At 66.6% G+C, this 14,814-nt stretch carries 17 protein-coding genes; 6 read left to right on the top strand and 11 right to left on the bottom strand.

Annotation, left to right across the window (positions count from 1 at the left end; translation table 11 throughout):
- Positions 1-23: 23 nt before the first annotated feature.
- Positions 24-1,055, top strand: a complete 1,032-nt coding sequence (locus OHS03_RS04960) for a helix-turn-helix transcriptional regulator (protein WP_328661126.1) — start codon at positions 24-26, stop codon at positions 1,053-1,055.
- 20 nt (positions 1,056-1,075) lie between these two features.
- On the opposite strand, the gene OHS03_RS04955 is transcribed toward OHS03_RS04960, so the two are convergent.
- From OHS03_RS04955 to OHS03_RS04945, 3 genes are all read right to left on the bottom strand, one after another.
- Entirely contained in the window at positions 1,076-1,246 is a 171-nt protein-coding gene (locus OHS03_RS04955; protein WP_131816700.1) for a type II toxin-antitoxin system antitoxin, read from the bottom strand.
- Between the two features lie 8 nt (positions 1,247-1,254).
- Positions 1,255-2,142, bottom strand: a complete 888-nt coding sequence (locus OHS03_RS04950; protein WP_056824543.1) for an SPFH domain-containing protein — start codon at positions 2,140-2,142, stop codon at positions 1,255-1,257.
- Positions 2,143-2,208: 66 nt separating this feature from the next.
- Entirely contained in the window at positions 2,209-3,552 is a 1,344-nt protein-coding gene (locus tag OHS03_RS04945; protein ID WP_328661124.1) for an FAD-binding oxidoreductase, read from the bottom strand.
- 71 nt (positions 3,553-3,623) lie between these two features.
- On the opposite strand from OHS03_RS04945, the gene OHS03_RS04940 reads away from it, so the two are divergent.
- The gene (locus OHS03_RS04940; protein WP_328661123.1) at positions 3,624-4,535 is read left to right on the top strand and encodes a LysR family transcriptional regulator; all 912 of its coding nucleotides are present in this window, start codon (positions 3,624-3,626) and stop codon (positions 4,533-4,535) included.
- A 25-nt stretch (positions 4,536-4,560) separates the two neighbouring features.
- On the opposite strand, the gene OHS03_RS04935 is transcribed toward OHS03_RS04940, so the two are convergent.
- Positions 4,561-5,232, bottom strand: coding sequence for a pyridoxamine 5'-phosphate oxidase family protein (locus OHS03_RS04935; protein ID WP_328661120.1), 672 nt, complete (start codon positions 5,230-5,232; stop codon positions 4,561-4,563).
- 132 nt (positions 5,233-5,364) lie between these two features.
- On the opposite strand from OHS03_RS04935, the gene OHS03_RS04930 reads away from it, so the two are divergent.
- Positions 5,365-6,912, top strand: coding sequence for an acyl-CoA carboxylase subunit beta (locus OHS03_RS04930; RefSeq protein WP_062985676.1), 1,548 nt, complete (start codon positions 5,365-5,367; stop codon positions 6,910-6,912).
- Positions 6,913-6,957: 45 nt separating this feature from the next.
- Here the strand turns inward: OHS03_RS04930 and OHS03_RS04925 are convergent, their stop codons facing one another.
- Together OHS03_RS04925 and OHS03_RS04920 are read right to left on the bottom strand one after the other, a co-directional pair.
- Positions 6,958-7,419 (bottom strand): ABA4-like family protein, encoded by a 462-nt coding sequence (locus OHS03_RS04925; RefSeq protein WP_328661119.1) that lies wholly within the window; start codon positions 7,417-7,419, stop codon positions 6,958-6,960.
- On the bottom strand, positions 7,416-8,363 hold the full coding sequence (locus OHS03_RS04920) for a hypothetical protein (RefSeq protein WP_328661117.1): 948 nt from the start codon (positions 8,361-8,363) through the stop codon (positions 7,416-7,418). Before OHS03_RS04920 ends, OHS03_RS04925 begins: the two co-directional genes overlap by 4 nt.
- A 102-nt stretch (positions 8,364-8,465) precedes the next feature.
- Here OHS03_RS04920 and OHS03_RS04915 point away from each other — a divergent pair, with 102 nt between their 5' ends.
- On the top strand, positions 8,466-9,107 hold the full coding sequence (locus OHS03_RS04915; RefSeq protein WP_328661115.1) for a MerR family transcriptional regulator: 642 nt from the start codon (positions 8,466-8,468) through the stop codon (positions 9,105-9,107).
- Between the two features lie 71 nt (positions 9,108-9,178).
- Here the strand turns inward: OHS03_RS04915 and OHS03_RS04910 are convergent, their stop codons facing one another.
- The 4 genes from OHS03_RS04910 to OHS03_RS04895 all read right to left on the bottom strand — a co-directional run bounded on the left by OHS03_RS04910 (position 9,179) and on the right by OHS03_RS04895 (position 13,009).
- Positions 9,179-9,931, bottom strand: a complete 753-nt coding sequence (locus OHS03_RS04910) for an amino acid ABC transporter ATP-binding protein (protein ID WP_328664092.1) — start codon at positions 9,929-9,931, stop codon at positions 9,179-9,181.
- Between the two features lie 26 nt (positions 9,932-9,957).
- Positions 9,958-10,896 carry an amino acid ABC transporter permease gene (locus OHS03_RS04905; RefSeq protein ID WP_056824570.1) on the bottom strand — a complete coding sequence of 313 codons (939 nt, stop codon included), beginning with the start codon at positions 10,894-10,896 and terminating at the stop codon, positions 9,958-9,960.
- Position 10,897: 1 nt separating this feature from the next.
- Positions 10,898-11,803 carry an ABC transporter substrate-binding protein gene (locus tag OHS03_RS04900; RefSeq protein ID WP_062985500.1) on the bottom strand — a complete coding sequence of 302 codons (906 nt, stop codon included), beginning with the start codon at positions 11,801-11,803 and terminating at the stop codon, positions 10,898-10,900.
- Positions 11,804-11,929: 126 nt separating this feature from the next.
- Positions 11,930-13,009, bottom strand: coding sequence for an isocitrate/isopropylmalate dehydrogenase family protein (locus OHS03_RS04895; RefSeq protein WP_328661113.1), 1,080 nt, complete (start codon positions 13,007-13,009; stop codon positions 11,930-11,932).
- A 197-nt stretch (positions 13,010-13,206) separates the two neighbouring features.
- Here OHS03_RS04895 and trxA point away from each other — a divergent pair, with 197 nt between their 5' ends.
- Positions 13,207-13,584: a thioredoxin gene (gene trxA, locus OHS03_RS04890; RefSeq protein WP_194828899.1), complete on the top strand. Its 378-nt coding sequence runs from the start codon at positions 13,207-13,209 to the stop codon at positions 13,582-13,584.
- An 82-nt stretch (positions 13,585-13,666) separates the two neighbouring features.
- Here trxA and OHS03_RS04885 read toward each other — a convergent pair whose 3' ends face one another.
- Entirely contained in the window at positions 13,667-14,086 is a 420-nt protein-coding gene (locus OHS03_RS04885; protein WP_328661112.1) for a 2-keto-3-deoxygluconate kinase, read from the bottom strand.
- Positions 14,087-14,424: 338 nt separating this feature from the next.
- Between OHS03_RS04885 and OHS03_RS04880 the strand changes: the two genes are divergently transcribed.
- The gene (locus OHS03_RS04880; RefSeq protein ID WP_328661110.1) at positions 14,425-14,754 is read left to right on the top strand and encodes a DUF6191 domain-containing protein; all 330 of its coding nucleotides are present in this window, start codon (positions 14,425-14,427) and stop codon (positions 14,752-14,754) included.
- The last annotated feature ends 60 nt before the right edge of the window (positions 14,755-14,814 follow it).

The following is a 14,814-nucleotide window of genomic DNA, read 5'->3' as shown; positions in this document are numbered from 1 at the left end:
GATTTCGCCGTAGGCTGGGACATGTGCCGAGTACCTTGGCCGACCGGATCGGCCGTCTGTGCCGCGCCGATCACTCCGCCGAACGACTGCGTGAACTCGTCCTGGTCGAGATCCGCGCGACGATCCCGTTCGCCGGTCACGTCTTCGCGCTCACCGATCCCGTCACCGCGGTCGCGACGGCGCCGCTCGCCGATGTCCCCGGCCTCGACTTCGGGCTCCTGCCGGACTTGATCCACGCCCGCTACCTCACCCCGCTCAATCGCTGGGACACTGTGCGCGGCACCGGCGCCCACTCTTTGCTCGGCGCGACCGACGGCGACCCGACCCGGTCCCTGCTGTGGCGCACCGCCCAGCGCGATCTCGGCGTCACCGACTCCGCCACCATCACTTTCGCCGACCGCTATGGCTGCTGGGGCTTTCTCGAACTGCTCCGCTACACCGAATCCCCTTTCACCACAGCAGAACTCACCGCGCTGAGCACGCTGACCTCCACACTCACCGTCGGCCTGCGCCGTACCGTCGGGGCCACGTTCGTCGAATCCGACGCCCGCCTTCCACCCCTCGGCCCCGCGGTCGTACTCCTCGACGACACCCTGCGAGTGCGCGCCCGAACAGCGGCCGCCGCGGATTCCCTCCTGCGGCTACTCCCCCCGGACGAACCGATGCCGCCTGTCCCCGCCTCGGTCTACAACGCGGCCGCCGCCCTGCTCGCCATCGAGGCGGACACGCCCCTCGGCCCCGCCACGTCACGCGTTCACCTGGGTGGCAATCGCTGGCTCACCGTGAAAGCCGACCGCATCGGCACCGATATCGCCGTGGCCCTGGAACCGAGCACCGCCACCGAACGCCTCGACCTGTTCGCCCGAGCCCACGGCCTCTCCACCCGCGAATCCCAGGTCCTGACGCTCTTGGCGACCGGCCTGGATTCCCACGAGCTGGCCACGGAGTTGTTCCTGTCCGAACACACGATCAACGACCACGTCAAAGCCATCCTCGCCAAATCCGACACCCGAACCCGCCAACGCCTCCTGTCTCGCGTCCTCGGAGTCGGCTGATCGGCCGTGCGATCGATCCGCTAGTCCCGCTTCGGCTTTCGGCCCGCTTGGTCGAGGGCCAGGCGCAGGGCGTATTCGATCTGGGAGTTGATGCTGCGCAGGTCGTCGGCCGCCCACTTGGCTATTGCCTCGTGGACGGCCGGGTCGAGCCGCAGCAGGATCTTTTTGGGGTCCCTCTTCGGCTGGGTCATCGGGCGGCTCAGGAGTAGAGGGATCCGGCGTTGACGACCGGCTGGGTGGCGCGGTCGCCGCAGAGGACGACGAGCAGGTTGGAGACCATGTTGGCCTTGCGCTCCTCGTCGAGTTCGACGGTGCCCTGTTCGGCGAGGCGATCGAGCGCGAGGGCGACCATGCCGACAGCGCCCTCGACGATCTGGGTGCGGGCCGCGACGACCTGGGCGGCCTGCTGGCGAACGAGCATGGCCTGGGCGATCTCCGGGGCGTAGGCGAGGTGGGTGATGCGAGCCTCGATGACCTCGATACCCGCGGTGAGAGTGCGCTCGCGCAACTCGACGGTCAGTTCCTCGGCGACCTCGGCGCCGTCGCGCAGGCTGGTACGGGCGTCGTCGTGGGCGTCGTAGGGGTGGGTGGTGGCGAGGTGACGCACGGCGGCCTCGGACTGGGTCTCGACGTATTCCTCGTAGTCGTCGACGGCGAAGGCGGCCTTGAAGCTGTCGACCACCTTGTAGACGACGACGGCCGCGATCTCGACGGGGTTGCCGTCGGCGTCGTTGACCTTGAGCTTCTGGGTTTCGAAGTTACGCACCCGCAGTGAGATGGATTTGCGGTCGGTGAGCGGGACCACCGAGAAGAACCCCGGGTCACTGACCGAGCCGATGTAGCGGCCGAAGAAGGTGACGACCTTGGCCTCGTTGGGGTTGACGATGATCAGCCCGGTGGCGAGCAACCACACGACAAGGATCACGACGACGGCGGCGACCGCGCCGGTCCAGGCCAGTGCGCCACCGTTGTGCTGGGTGGCGGAGATGAACGCGAGAACGGCAGCGCCGCCGAACAACAGGGTGAACACCAGCCACCCCAGCACGACGACGAATCCGTTGGCGCGGAATGCGGACCGCAGCTCCATGACATCCTCCCGATATCTGAGTGATATCACTAAGATAGTAGATATCGGGAGGACGGGCAAGGGGCGCTAGGAACCGGGGGCGATGTTGCGGTTGGCCCGAAACATGTTCCGCGGGTCGTATTTCGCCTTCGCCGCCGTCAGCCAGCGGTAGGTGTCCGGGGAGTACCCGGCCGCGGTCTGGGCCGCGTCCGCCGCACCGCCCGCGCCGTAGAGGAACGCGAGGCTGTGTCCGATCGTCCACGGCGCCAACGCTTCTCGAACGGCGGCCAGCCCTTCGGGCGCGGCGTCGCCCGCACCAGGTCCGGTGATCACCCGCACGATGAATTCGGCGTTCCGATGATCGATCGACGCCGGGCCGCCGTGCCGGAGGGCTGCGCCGAGATGGCGGATGTCGATCACCGCGTCGACCTGACCGCCCGGAGCGGTCAACGCGCGCAGCGCGGACAGGCCCTGCGGCGTCAGCTCCGCGAGCAGCGCATTGGTCGCGGCATAGGCGTGGGGGAAAGGCGGATCGCTGTGGATGGTGTGCGATTCGGCGTAGGGCATCGTCCGTAGGTCCTCGTGTAGACGAGGTCCGATCCGCCGCAACGGCGCCACCCACTGTTCCCCTTCCTCGGTCGTCCCGTCGAAGGCGATCCGAATCGAGGCAACGTGGCGGCCGCGCAGCGATTCCGGCACGGGCGGGATATCGGGATAGGTCACCACCGCGATCGTCGAGGTCAGCTCGCTCGGCACGGTCGCGGTCCATTCCCGCCACGCCGCCAGCGCCGAATCGACGAGCGGCGCGTCGAAAACCAACTGACCACCGTAGATTTCGGCGACGGGGACGAGGTCGAGTTCGAGCCCGGTCACCACACCGAAGTTCCCACCCGAGCCCAGTACCGCCCCGAACAATTCGTCGTCCGGGCCGAGCGAGCGCACCCGGCCGTCGGCGGTCACGAGCTCGATGCGCCGGACATGATCAGCGGCATAGCCGAATTCACGCGCCAGCAGTCCGAGCCCGCCGCCGAGCACATACCCGACGACGCCCACCGACGGTGACGACCCGTTCAAAGGCGCCAGCCCGTGTCGAGCGGCCGCCTCGACCAAAGCACCCGCGCGCACCCCGGCACCGACGCGGGCGGTCCGAGCCTGCGGGTCGATGGTGATGTTGTCCATGCGTCCGGTCGTGATGAGCACCCCACCGTCGACAGCGACCGACAAACCGTGTCCGGTCGCCTGCACAGCGACCGACAGCGCGTGCCGTGCGGCGAACTCCACCGCGGCACGCACGTCCTGGCTGTGCAGGGCGCCGACCACGAACGCCGGACGGTGCGTGTAGGCGGTTTGGAAGCCGGCGACCTCCTCGGCGTACCCGGGGTCGTCCGGCGTGAATACGGGACCAGCGAACTTCGTTGCGATATCGGTCATGTCTTCGACTCTGCGCCGACCGGAAGAATAAGTACAAGAGATAGATCTTCTCCTACCTATAATTGATAGTTATGGAACTGCGGCAGCTGCGCTACTTCGTGACGGTCGTCGACGAAGGCGGGTTCACCAGGGCCGCCGAGCGGCTGCACTTGTCCCAGCCCGGCCTCAGCACTCAGATCCGGCAACTCGAACGCGAACTCGGACAGCGCCTGCTCGACCGCGGCGCTCGCACCGTGGCGCTGACCGACGTCGGGGCCGCCGTGCTCGAGCACGCGCGTGCCGCCCTGGCCGCCGCCGATCGAATCGGGGATACCGTCGGGGAGTTCACGGGCTTGCTGCGCGGGCAGGTTCGGGTCGGCATGATCTCCGGGGCGGCGTCGGAGGTCTTCGACGTGGCCGGGGTGCTCGCCGATTTCCACCACGACCATCCGCAGGTCGGGATCAGCCTCACCGAGGACACCGCCGAACGGATGCTCGCCGCCGTCGAGCACGGCGAGCTCGATATCGCACTGACCGGATTGACCGGCGCCCCCACAGATTCCAGCATCGGCCTGCACGTGATCCTGCACACCGCACTCGTCGCCGCCGTCGCTCGCGACGCACCCGTCGACCCCGCCGAATCGGCTGGCGCTATCGCCTTGCAGGACCTCGCCGATCGCCGCCTCATCTGCCTGACCCGGGGCACCGGCCTGCGCGGGGTCTTCGAACGTTCCTGTGCCGCAGCCGGTTTCACGCCGGACATCGCCTTCGAGGCCGCCGCTCCCCCGCTACTGCTCGAACTCGCTGCGCGCGGACTGGGAACCGCCATCGTCCCCGCCCTCACCCCCGCCGAAGCAGACGCCTTCGGCGTGCGAACCCTCGACATCGTCGAGCCCACCATCCACGGCCGACTGGCCCTGGCCTGGCGCACCGATCCCCCGCCCGGCCCGGCGGCGAAGGTGCTGCTCGGGCAGTTGCGCATCGCCTTCGGTGGTCACGCCTGAGCCGTCGCCCGGGAGGCGCGGCCGGTCAGGACGTGGATTTCAGACGGGCGATTTCGGCTTCGAGCTCGGCGTTGCGGTGTCGGAGGCGGTCGATTTCGGCTTCGAGTGGAGCGCGGCCGGCGCGGGCGTAGTGCTGGATCCACTCGGTGCGGTAACGGGGAGTGATGTTCTTGGTGCAGTTGCGGTCGAACGCTTCGATCCGCACCACGAACGCCCGGTCCGAGCGCACGTCGATCGGGCCCGCCGAGGTGGTCAGGAGTCGGTCGAGGAGCTCGGGATCGTCGGCGCGTTCGACGACTTCGGCCCGGCCGAAGATCTTGACCCTGGTGCGGGTCGGGTAATCGATGAAGAACAGCGCGACCCGATCGTCTGTGTCGAGGTTGCCCAGTGTGACGAACTGGTTGTTACCCGAGTATTCGGCCCACGCGATGGTCGCGGCGTCGAGTACGTGCACGAAACCCGTTGGACCGCCGCGATGTTGGATGTAGGGCCAGCCGGAGCCGGTGACGGTCGCGAGGTAGAACGCGTCGGCCGCCCGGATCAGGCCCGCCACTTGCGGCTCCAGTTCTTCGGGTTCGCCGATGTCGGCGCCGTCGGCCATCCGCCTGCCGTGGACGGTGAAACCACCACCACTGTGCTGGCGGCGCGCGGTGGCCGCGGAGAAGGCGATGGCTCCGTATCGGGTCGGCTTGTTCACCCCACCCACGGTACGACTCGTGATTCGTCAAGGATCGGTCCGCCGTGCCGCTGATGTCGGCGCGGGCGTCAGCGCTACGCTTTGGCTAACCGATGAAGGAGAGCTCGACCAGGACGAGGAAGGGCGTGCGTGGTGGAGTCGACTACTGCTGCGAAACTGCAAGAGCTGCGGGACAATCTGACGGCGGCGCGGGAACCCGCGGGGGATGCGGGAATCGCCAAGCGTGCGGCGAAAGGAATACCCGGCCCACGCGAACGCATCGAAATACTTCTCGACCAGGGCAGTTTCACCGAAATCGGCGCGCTGGTGAAACAGCCGGGCGCGGCCGACGGTCTCTACGGTGACGGCGTCGTCACCGGACACGGCAGGATCGACGGGCGACCGGTGGTGGTGATCGCCCACGACCAGACCGTGTTCGGCGGATCGGTGGGTGAGATGTTCGGGCGCAAGGTCGCGATGGCGATGGATCTGGCGGCCGATATCGCCTGCCCGTTCGTGGCGATCAACGACTCCGGCGGTGCGCGGGTACAGGACGCGGTCACCTCGCTGGCCTGGTACGCGGAGATGAGCAGGCGCCAGACCCGGCTATCCGGGGTGGTGCCGCAGGTGTCGGTGATGCTGGGAAAATGTGCTGCGGGCGCGGTGTATTCGCCGATCAATACCGATGTGCTGATCGCGACCGAGTCGGCGTACATGTTCGTCACCGGTCCCGACGTCATTCGCGAGACCACCGGCGAGGAAGTGACCCTCGACGAGCTCGGCGGCGCGTTCAACCAGGCGCACAACGGCAATATCCACCATGTGGCGGTGGACGAGAAGTCCGCATTCGAGTGGGCGCGTACCTATTTGAGCTTCATGCCGTCTAATTGCTACGAGCGTGCGCCGCTGGTGAATCCCGGTCTGGAACCGGAGATCACCGACTCCGATCGCGAACTCGACGCGCTGATACCGGATTCCGATCGCAGGGGCTACGACATGTACGAGGTGCTGCTCCGGATCTTCGACGACGGGGAGTTCCACGAGATCGGCGACGGCGCCGCCCGCAACCTGATCACCGGATTCGCGCGGGTCGACGGGCGCAGCGTGGGTGTCGTCGCCAATCAGCCGCTGGTGGCCAGCGGCGCGATCGATGCGCGCGGGTCGGACAAGGCCGCGCACTTCATCCGCCTCTGCGACGCGTTCGACATTCCGCTGGTGTTCGTCGTCGACACTCCGGGCGTGCTGCCCGGGGTCGAGGAGGAGAAGATCGGCGTCATCAAACGTGGCGGCCGGTTCTTCTACGCGGTGGTCGAGGCGACCGTTCCGATCGTCACCGTCGTGGTCCGCAAGGCCTACGGCGGCGGCTACGCGGTGATGGGGTGCAAGCAACTCGGTGGCGACATCAACCTCGCGTGGCCCACCGCGCGGATCGCCGTGATGGGCGCCGAAGCCGCCGTGGGCCTGACCCAGCGCAAACAGCTCGCCGCCGTTCCCGAGGCCGACCGGCCCGCTGTGCGTCAGCAGATGGTCGACTTCTACAACGCCGCCGTCGCCACCCCGTGGATCGCCGCCGAACGCGGCTATATCGACGCGGTCATCGAGCCCTCGAGCACCCGCCTGGAAATCCGTAAAGCGTTGCGCCTGCTCGGTGACAAGCACATCGAGCAGGCGCCCCGCAAACATCGCCTGATGCCGTTGTAGCGGCCCGTCACTGTCAACCGACGCCGTAGGCCAGGCTCACGGCGGCTAAGCCCCGACCGGATCTGCCTGTGCCACAGCAGAGCTCCCGACCTGCGAGCGCCGTACGACCTCACGGACGAGCAGATAGATCGGGAAAGCGATGGGCGACAACAGGATTGTGCCGACCAGCAGCGGGCCCATGAGCAGCGGATGGACGTTGCGCTCGCGGCTGTCGAGGTAGATCCAGCGTCCGAGGAACAGATCCCACGCGATGATCTGCGCCCACAGTGCGGTGAGCACAGCGGGGTCGGCAGCGGCCTCGGTGATGGCGGTCAAGGACGGCGATGTCACCAGCGACCACATCGCGCCCAATACCGGCACCGCGACGATCGCCCACACCACCAAGGGCACCAGCACGATCCACAGTGAGGAGATGATCGTGCGGGTCCAGCGCCAGGTCGGGGCGAAGATCATCAACGCCCAGAACGGCACTGTGACGAAGAATGACAGGTCGAACAGCGTGCTCATGCGGTGGCTACCTTTCGATTGCCGGCCGCGCTCGCGACCGAGATCATTACTCCGACAACAACTCCGGTGACGATCGCAGCCGCAACGGTGAGCGTGGCCCGATCGGGGTGGATCAACGGCTGCCCACGCAGCGCCTGCCAGGTGACCAGCGCGAGCACCGCCGCGTAACCCGCCGACGCGGTGATGATCAAGCCGAGCCGGACACGCACCGATCGCAGCAGCGGAATCCGTGGCGCCAACACAACCAGCAGTGCCGCGAGCAACGGCAGCGCCTGGAGGGCGTGCATGCCGAAGAAGTGCGGAATGCGCAGGTCGCCGTTGGTCGTGCTCCACCCGGTCAGCGGCATGCCGGGCGTACCGTCGGGCGCTCCCACCGTGTGCGCGCCCGCGATTCCCTCGACGCCGGATTCCTGTTGCGGCATCAGATTTCCCAGCGCCAACCCGACCAAGGTGATCGCGATGCCGAGACGAATCGACCAGGTGATCGAGGCGTCACCGAGGCGTGCGCGCATCAGTCCGATCCCGATCACCAGGGTTGCCAGGAACAGGATCAGGATGGTGGATCCCATGATCACCCAGAGGGTGCCGTCCAGGGCGGTGGTCGTGTTGTAGTGGCTGCGAGTCCCGCGGATCACCTGTCCGAAGATGATCGCCTGTTCGATCACCCCGGCGATCACGATCACCGTGGCCATCCCCGAGGCGAGCCGAGAAGGCTTGGGCCGCAACGACATCAACCACGCCAGCGCCACGCCGTAGAAAACGAACGAGATCGCGAACTTGGTCGGCTTGAACCAGGCGGTCGACCCGGCGATCATCCGGTCGTCGACCAGCATCCCGATCAGGCCGACCACGACGAGCGCGGCGTTGACGGCAGCGAAATACATCAGTGGTCGATGCAGAGGAGCTTGGGGGCGGGGCAGCGAGGGAACGGTCAGGACTGACATTGAAATCTCCCAGAGATAGATAGCTATACTATCCGTTATGGATAGCTAGACTATCCGCTATGGGTGACGTAGGCAAGGGGTAGGAACACAACGGAGGTAAGAGTGCGAATCTCGGAGTTGAGTGAACGCAGCGGCATCGCGGTGGCCACCATCAAGTACTACCTGCGTGAGGGACTACTGCCCGCGGGTGAACGCAGCAGCCCCAACCAGGCCAGCTACGGCGAAGACCACCTGCGCCGACTGCGCCTGATCCGCGCGCTGATCGAGGTGGGCGGGATACCGGTCGCCACCGTCTCCGATGTCCTCGCCGCGATCGACTCCCCCGAGATGCCCCTGTTCCATGTGCTCGGGGTGACGCAGGACAGTCTGTCCACACCCGTGCCCGCCGCCCACGATGCCGAATGGGACCGTGCGTACGAGGCCGTGCGCACGGAGATGGACCGGCGCGGCTGGGACATGAAACCCAGCCCACAGGCCATCGACACCCTTACCGGCGTGATCGTTCGACTCGCCCAACTCGGCTACCGGGACTGGGCTACCACCACCCTGCCCACCTATTTCGACAGCACCCGCGCGGTCGCGGAGAACGACGTGGCGTCGGCCCTGTCCGCGGGCGGACGCGACGACATCATCGACGCGGTCGTCGTACTCACCGTCCTCGGCGACACCGCACTGGCCGCCATCCGCCGCATCGCCCAGGCCCAGGTCTCGTTGGAACGCCTGAAGAACCAGGAAACCCCCTGAGAAAACCTCAGGGGGTCAACTGATCTCGCAAGAACACAGTCCGGCCGAAATACGCGGGAAGGGCGGGACAGTCAGAGCAGACGTGACAGGAAAGCCTTGGTCCGCTCCTGTTGTGGGTTGGCCAGCAGTTCACGCGGCGGACCCGACTCCACCACCACACCGGCATCCATGAACACCAGTTCGTCGGCGACCTCGCGGGCGAAGCCCATCTCGTGGGTCACCACCAGCATGGTCATGCCCGAATCGGCCAGCTCCCGCATCACCGCGAGCACCTCACCGACCAGCTCGGGGTCCAGCGCCGAGGTCGGCTCGTCGAACAGCATCAGCTTGGGATCCATCGCCAGCGCTCGCGCGATGGCGACGCGCTGCTGCTGACCGCCGGACAACTGCGCGGGGTAGGCATTGCGCTTGGCCGAGAGCCCGACTCGCTCGAGCAGGTCCTCGGCCCTGGCGATCGCCTCGGACTTGCGGATCCCGCGCACCTGGATGGGCGCTTCGATCACGTTCTCCAACGCCGTACGGTGCGGGAACAGGTTGAAATGCTGGAACACCATGCCGATATCGCGACGCTGCACCGCGGCATCGCGCTCGTGCATCTCGTAGAGCTTGCCGTTCTTCTCCCGGTAGCCCACGAGATCGCCGTCGACATAGAGCCTGCCCGCGTTCACCTGCTCGAGGTGATTGATACACCGCAGGAACGTCGACTTGCCCGAGCCGGACGGCCCGACCAGGGTGAGCACCTTGCCGCGCTGCACCTCGAGCGAGATGCCCTTGAGCACCTGCAGCGCGCCGAAGTTCTTGCACACCCGGTCGGCCAGCACCATCGGCGGGACTGCCACTTGTGGTTCGGTCATTTCGCCTTCACCGCCGCCTGCGCCGTGGCCAGTTCCTGGAGCTGCTTGGCCGTCAGCTGCCGGGTGGCACCGCGCGAGTAATAGCGCTCCAAGTAGTACTGGCCGACCATGAGGACGCTGGTGATCGCGAGGTACCAGGTGGCACAGACGAGCAGCAGCGGGATCGGCTGGAAGTTCACGCCGTAGATGTCACGGGCGCGGCCGAACAGGTCGGTGCTCAAGGGAATCGCGGTGACCAGCGAGGTCGTCTTGAGCATGCCGATCAGCTCGTTGCCGGTGGGCGGGATGATCACCCGCATGGCCTGCGGCAGCACCGTGCGGCGCATGGTCTGCGTCCACGACATACCCAGCGCCACCGACGCTTCGCGCTGACCCTCGCCGACGGAGTTGATGCCCGCGCGCACGATCTCGGCCATGTACGCGGCCTCGTTGAGACCGAGGCCGATCACCGCGAACAGGAACGCGGCCTGCAGGTTCTGCACGTCGAGGTGAAAGAACTGCGGACCGAACGGCACGCCGAGGTCGATCTGCTTGTACAGCGAGGGAACCAGACCCCAGAACACCAACTGCACGAACACCGGAGTGCCACGGAAGATCCACAGGTAGATCCACGCGGCCGTGCGCAGCACCGGGTTCGGCGACAGGCGCATCACCGCCAGCACCGTACCCAGACCCACCGCGATCGCCATCGCGAGCACGGTGAGTTCCAGGGTGACGATCGCACCCTGGGTGATGCGGGTGTCGAACAGATATTTGCCGTAGGTATCCCACCGGTAGGCGGGATTGGTAGCAGCACCGTAGACGAACAATCCCACCAGGATCAGGATGATTGCCGCCGCGATCCAGCGGCCCGGCCTGCGCAGCGGGACCGCTTTGATCGGTTCGGGTTCGGTGCCCGGTCCGGGCACCTCCACCGTGTCTTTCTCGTCGGTCACGTCAGCTCACTGCACCGTTGATCACCGAGGTCTTGATCTGACCGTCCTGCACACCCCAGTTGGTGGTGATCTCGCCGTACTTGCCGTTGTCGATCAGGTGCTGCAGCGCCTTCTGCAACGACACCGCCAGCGGCGAGGTCTTCTGCACGGCCCAGCCGTAGGGCGCGGAGTCGAACAGCGGGCCCGCCGACTCGATCTTGCCTTCGCTCTGCTTGATCGCGTACGCGGTCACCGGGGAATCGGCCGACATCGCGTCGACCTGGCCGAGCATCAATGCGTTGGTCGCGGCGCTCTGCTCGTCGAATGCCTTCATATCGATAGCGGGCTTACCCTCGGCGACGCACTTGGCGCTCTTGGCGGGAATCTCGTCGGTGTGCTCGACCGTAGTGGCCTGTACGGCGACTTTCAGGCCGCACGCATTGTTCGGATCGATCGTTTTACCGGTTTGCTGGGCCCACTGGATCCCCGCGGAGAAATAGGTCGTGAAATCGACCTGCTGCTCCCGTTCGCGCGAATCGGTGATCGAGGACATACCCACGTCGTAGGTCCCTGCCTGAATGGCGGGAATGATCTTCTCGAACGAGGATTCGACATAGTCGACCTTCAGTCCGAGGGTGCTCGCGACGGCATCGAGGAGGTCCACATCGAAGCCGACGATCTTGCCGCTCGCGTCCTTGTACTCGTTCGGCTGGTACGGCACGTTCACGCCGACGACCAACTTGCCTGCCTGCTTCACTTTGTCGGGGACCGCCGCGGCGAGCGCGTCGACCTTCTCCACCGACACCTTGTCCACCGAGGCGCCGTCGCCCTCGGTGTTCTCGGCGCAGCCGGTCAACAACAAGGCACCGCCGGCGACGGTACACAGCAGCCGCACGGCGCCACGGCCGAGGACAGTTCGAACAGACAAAGGAGCCTCCACATTTCACGTCGACGCCGGCCACGTGTCAGCGCCTGTTTGGCAATGTATGCGAACCGGACACAGCGTGGTGCGACAGTAACCGAAGATTAATCAGCCGATGTGAAAGGGGTCCCTTCACCTCCGGTGCACACGGGCACTGACCTGTTCGGTGAATTCGCTGGTGGAAGCCAGTCCGCCGAGATCCGCGGTCGCGATTCCGGCCGCGAACGTCGCCGCCACGGCGCGGGTAATCCGGTCGGCGGCATCATGGAGAAAACGATTGTCGTCCCGAACTGCCAACCAGCGCAACAGCATTGCCGCCGACAATTGCAGCGCGGCGGGATTGGCTCGATTATGTCCGGCCAGACCCGGCGCCGCGCCGTGCACGGCCTGTGCCATCGCGCGCGTGTCGGAGCAGTTGAGCGAGGCCGCCATGCCGAGGGAACCGCTGAGCTCACCGGCCAGGTCCGAGAGGATGTCGCCGAACAGGTTCTCGGTGACGATCACGTCGTACTCGGCGGGTGAGCGCACCAGGTGCGCCGCCATCGCGTCGACGTGTTCGTCGTCGACGGTCACCTCCGGATACTGCTCGGCCACCGCGTAGCAGACGTCACGGAACAGGCCGGTCGTCATCGGCAGCACATTGGCCTTGTGCACCACGGTGACCCGCTTGCGCCGACCCTGCGCCAGGCGCAGCGCCTGATGCGCGATCCGCTCGCACGCCTGGCGCGTGATCACCGCGACCGCCATCGCCACGTCCTCGGTGGGACGGAACTCCCCCGAGCCGGCGAACATGTTGCGATCGGCGTAGAAGCCCTCGCTGTTCTCCCGAACGATCACCAGATCGATATCGGGCGCCATCGCGCGCACCCCGGTGAACGCGACGGCGGGGCGGATGTTCGCGTAGAGCTCGAGGCGTTTGCGGATGACGCCGCCCGGTGCCACCCGCATGTCCGACGGGTAGGAGGCGTTGTCGTGGGGGCCGAGGATCCAGGCGTCGAGATCCTCGAGGGCTGCCAGCGTCTGTTCCGGCAGCGGGTTGCCGTAGGCGGCGATCGCGTCGTGCCCGATCACCAGCGGAACCCACTGCACCGGGGCGAGCCCGGCCGCGCCGATCGCCTCGTCGACGACCGCACGGGTCGCGGCCACCACCTCGGGGCCGATTCCGTCGCCGTCGATCACTCCGAGTCGCAGGCTCGCCTTCGTCGCGTTCACTCCGCTATCTTCGCGCGGACCCGCCCAGCGGTGACCACGCGGGCGGTACTGACACGCGGCCGGGACCGAATTTCTGGCCGCTGTAGTGCGGATTCGCTGCCCGACCGGGCCGTGACGGCCGGAGCGTCGCGCGATCGGGGGAAGATAGTAGGACGCCGCGGCGTTACAGCCGAGGACACCGACAAGGAGAGGACGTCATGGCCACCCAGACGCTGACCCAGCAGAACTTCGACGAAGTCATCACCGGAAACGACGTGGTCCTCGTCGATTTCTGGGCTTCCTGGTGCGGTCCGTGCCGCAGTTTCGCGCCGACCTACGAGACCTCGTCGGAAAAGCACACCGACGTCGTCTACGGCAAGGTCGATACCGAGGCCGAGCAGGGACTCGCCGCTGCCGCCAACATCCAGTCGATCCCGACCATCATGGCCTTCCGCGAGGGCGTGCTCGTCTTCGCCCAGCCCGGCGCGCTGCCGCCTGCCGCGCTCGAGGATCTGGTGACCCAGATCAAGGACCTGGACATGGACGAGGTCCGCAAGCAGATCGCCGAGCAGCAGGAGTCCACTCCCGCCGAGTAGTTCGGCGCCGCGTACTTCGGACGCAACGCACAGGGCCCGTTCACCTTTCGCGGTGAACGGGCCCTTGTGTGTTCGTGTGGTGTCAGCCCGCGAGCAGGTTGACGCCGGCGATCATGGCGCGCACGGTCGATTCCGCGCTGTCGGCGGCTGTCGCCACCGCCCAGCCACGCCTGCCGTTGATCTCGCAGTGCATGAACGTGGCGATGCCGTCGGTGGTCGGGCGCTGGTGGAAGCGCAGGATCTCGAGGGGGTAGCCCTCGTCGTAGAGCGCGGAGGTCATCGCGGCAACGGGGCTGCCGGTGGCGATGACGGTGCGAAGGTGGTCGGCGAATTCCAGGGTGGCGGTGAAATCCGTTCCGGAACAAGACCATTCGCGAAGCGCGATGGATCCGTCGGCGCGGGTGTACCGGTCGAGGAAGGCGGCGGGGTCGAGGTCGGTGAGCTCGGCGCGCAGGCCCTTGGGGGCGGCGTCGAACAGGGCATGGTCCAGTGTCAGCGTCATTGCAGGTGAGGTCTTCCCGAAGATGTCTTCGTTGGCAGGGTGGGACCAGCAGAACGATGAAAAGCAGCCCGCAGCGTAGGGGCTGGTCCGAATCAGACCCCGCTACGGCGGATTACTACGAGAAGAATTCGCCGTGAAGCTACCTGCGCGGTCTGCGCAGCAGCGACCGCGAGGTCGCGGTCAGCGACTAGCAGCGCGGCACAGCGGGCGGGATTCGGCACGCAGTCGAGAATAGGGCGATCGCCTCGAAACCGCAACCTGGTTCACCGCCCGGAGTGTCTACTGGTGAGTACCATCACCGCAGCTCAGGATCGGTAACATCGCCCCCGGTGACAGCGATGGGTACCGTATCGGGTATGGGTCTGCTCATGGCGATGACGATTCCCGGGCTCGCGTGTCTGCTGGTCCTGTTGGCGTTCGTCGAGGTGGCGATCAACCGGGTCACCGGGACACGTTTTCTGCCGTGGACGCGCAAGCGTGGAGGCACGGTCGCGTCGGCTACCGGATTCGAACATCTCACCGCGATGTTCCAGGGGTCCAAGCACCACGAGTTCGAGCAGCGCCAGAGCACGCTCATGCACCGGGAGAACCCGTCGGAGGGTGCGCCGCCGCGAGATCGGGTGGATCTGACCGGCGGGTCGGCATCGCTGGTGGCCCGCGAGCGCTGAAGCCGTTCGCAGCGCGGTATCGCGGGCGAAAGCCTCAGCGCGCCCTAGATTTTCGACGAC

It is taken from the genome of Nocardia salmonicida (assembly GCF_036142455.1).
Lineage (GTDB): Bacteria > Actinomycetota > Actinomycetes > Mycobacteriales > Mycobacteriaceae > Nocardia > Nocardia salmonicida.
Note: the sequence above shows the minus strand (reverse complement) of the source record. Positions and strands in the feature narration are given on the sequence as shown.

What these genes read in the sequence shown, in the direction of transcription:
- OHS03_RS04945 (WP_328661124.1), bottom strand. Translation starts at nt 3,552, where the DNA reads ATGACCGATATCGCAACGAAGTTCGCTGGTCCCGTATTCACGCCGGAC.
- OHS03_RS04940 (WP_328661123.1), top strand. Translation starts at nt 3,624, where the DNA reads ATGGAACTGCGGCAGCTGCGCTACTTCGTGACGGTCGTCGACGAAGGC.
- OHS03_RS04955 (WP_131816700.1), bottom strand. Translation starts at nt 1,246, where the DNA reads ATGACCCAGCCGAAGAGGGACCCCAAAAAGATCCTGCTGCGGCTCGAC.
- trxA (WP_194828899.1), top strand. Translation starts at nt 13,207, where the DNA reads ATGGCCACCCAGACGCTGACCCAGCAGAACTTCGACGAAGTCATCACC.
- OHS03_RS04880 (WP_328661110.1), top strand. Translation starts at nt 14,425, where the DNA reads ATGGGTACCGTATCGGGTATGGGTCTGCTCATGGCGATGACGATTCCC.
- OHS03_RS04920 (WP_328661117.1), bottom strand. Translation starts at nt 8,363, where the DNA reads ATGTCAGTCCTGACCGTTCCCTCGCTGCCCCGCCCCCAAGCTCCTCTG.
- OHS03_RS04950 (WP_056824543.1), bottom strand. Translation starts at nt 2,142, where the DNA reads ATGGAGCTGCGGTCCGCATTCCGCGCCAACGGATTCGTCGTCGTGCTG.
- OHS03_RS04925 (WP_328661119.1), bottom strand. Translation starts at nt 7,419, where the DNA reads ATGAGCACGCTGTTCGACCTGTCATTCTTCGTCACAGTGCCGTTCTGG.
- OHS03_RS04885 (WP_328661112.1), bottom strand. Translation starts at nt 14,086, where the DNA reads ATGACGCTGACACTGGACCATGCCCTGTTCGACGCCGCCCCCAAGGGC.
- OHS03_RS04910 (WP_328664092.1), bottom strand. Translation starts at nt 9,931, where the DNA reads ATGGTGCTGGCCGACCGGGTGTGCAAGAACTTCGGCGCGCTGCAGGTG.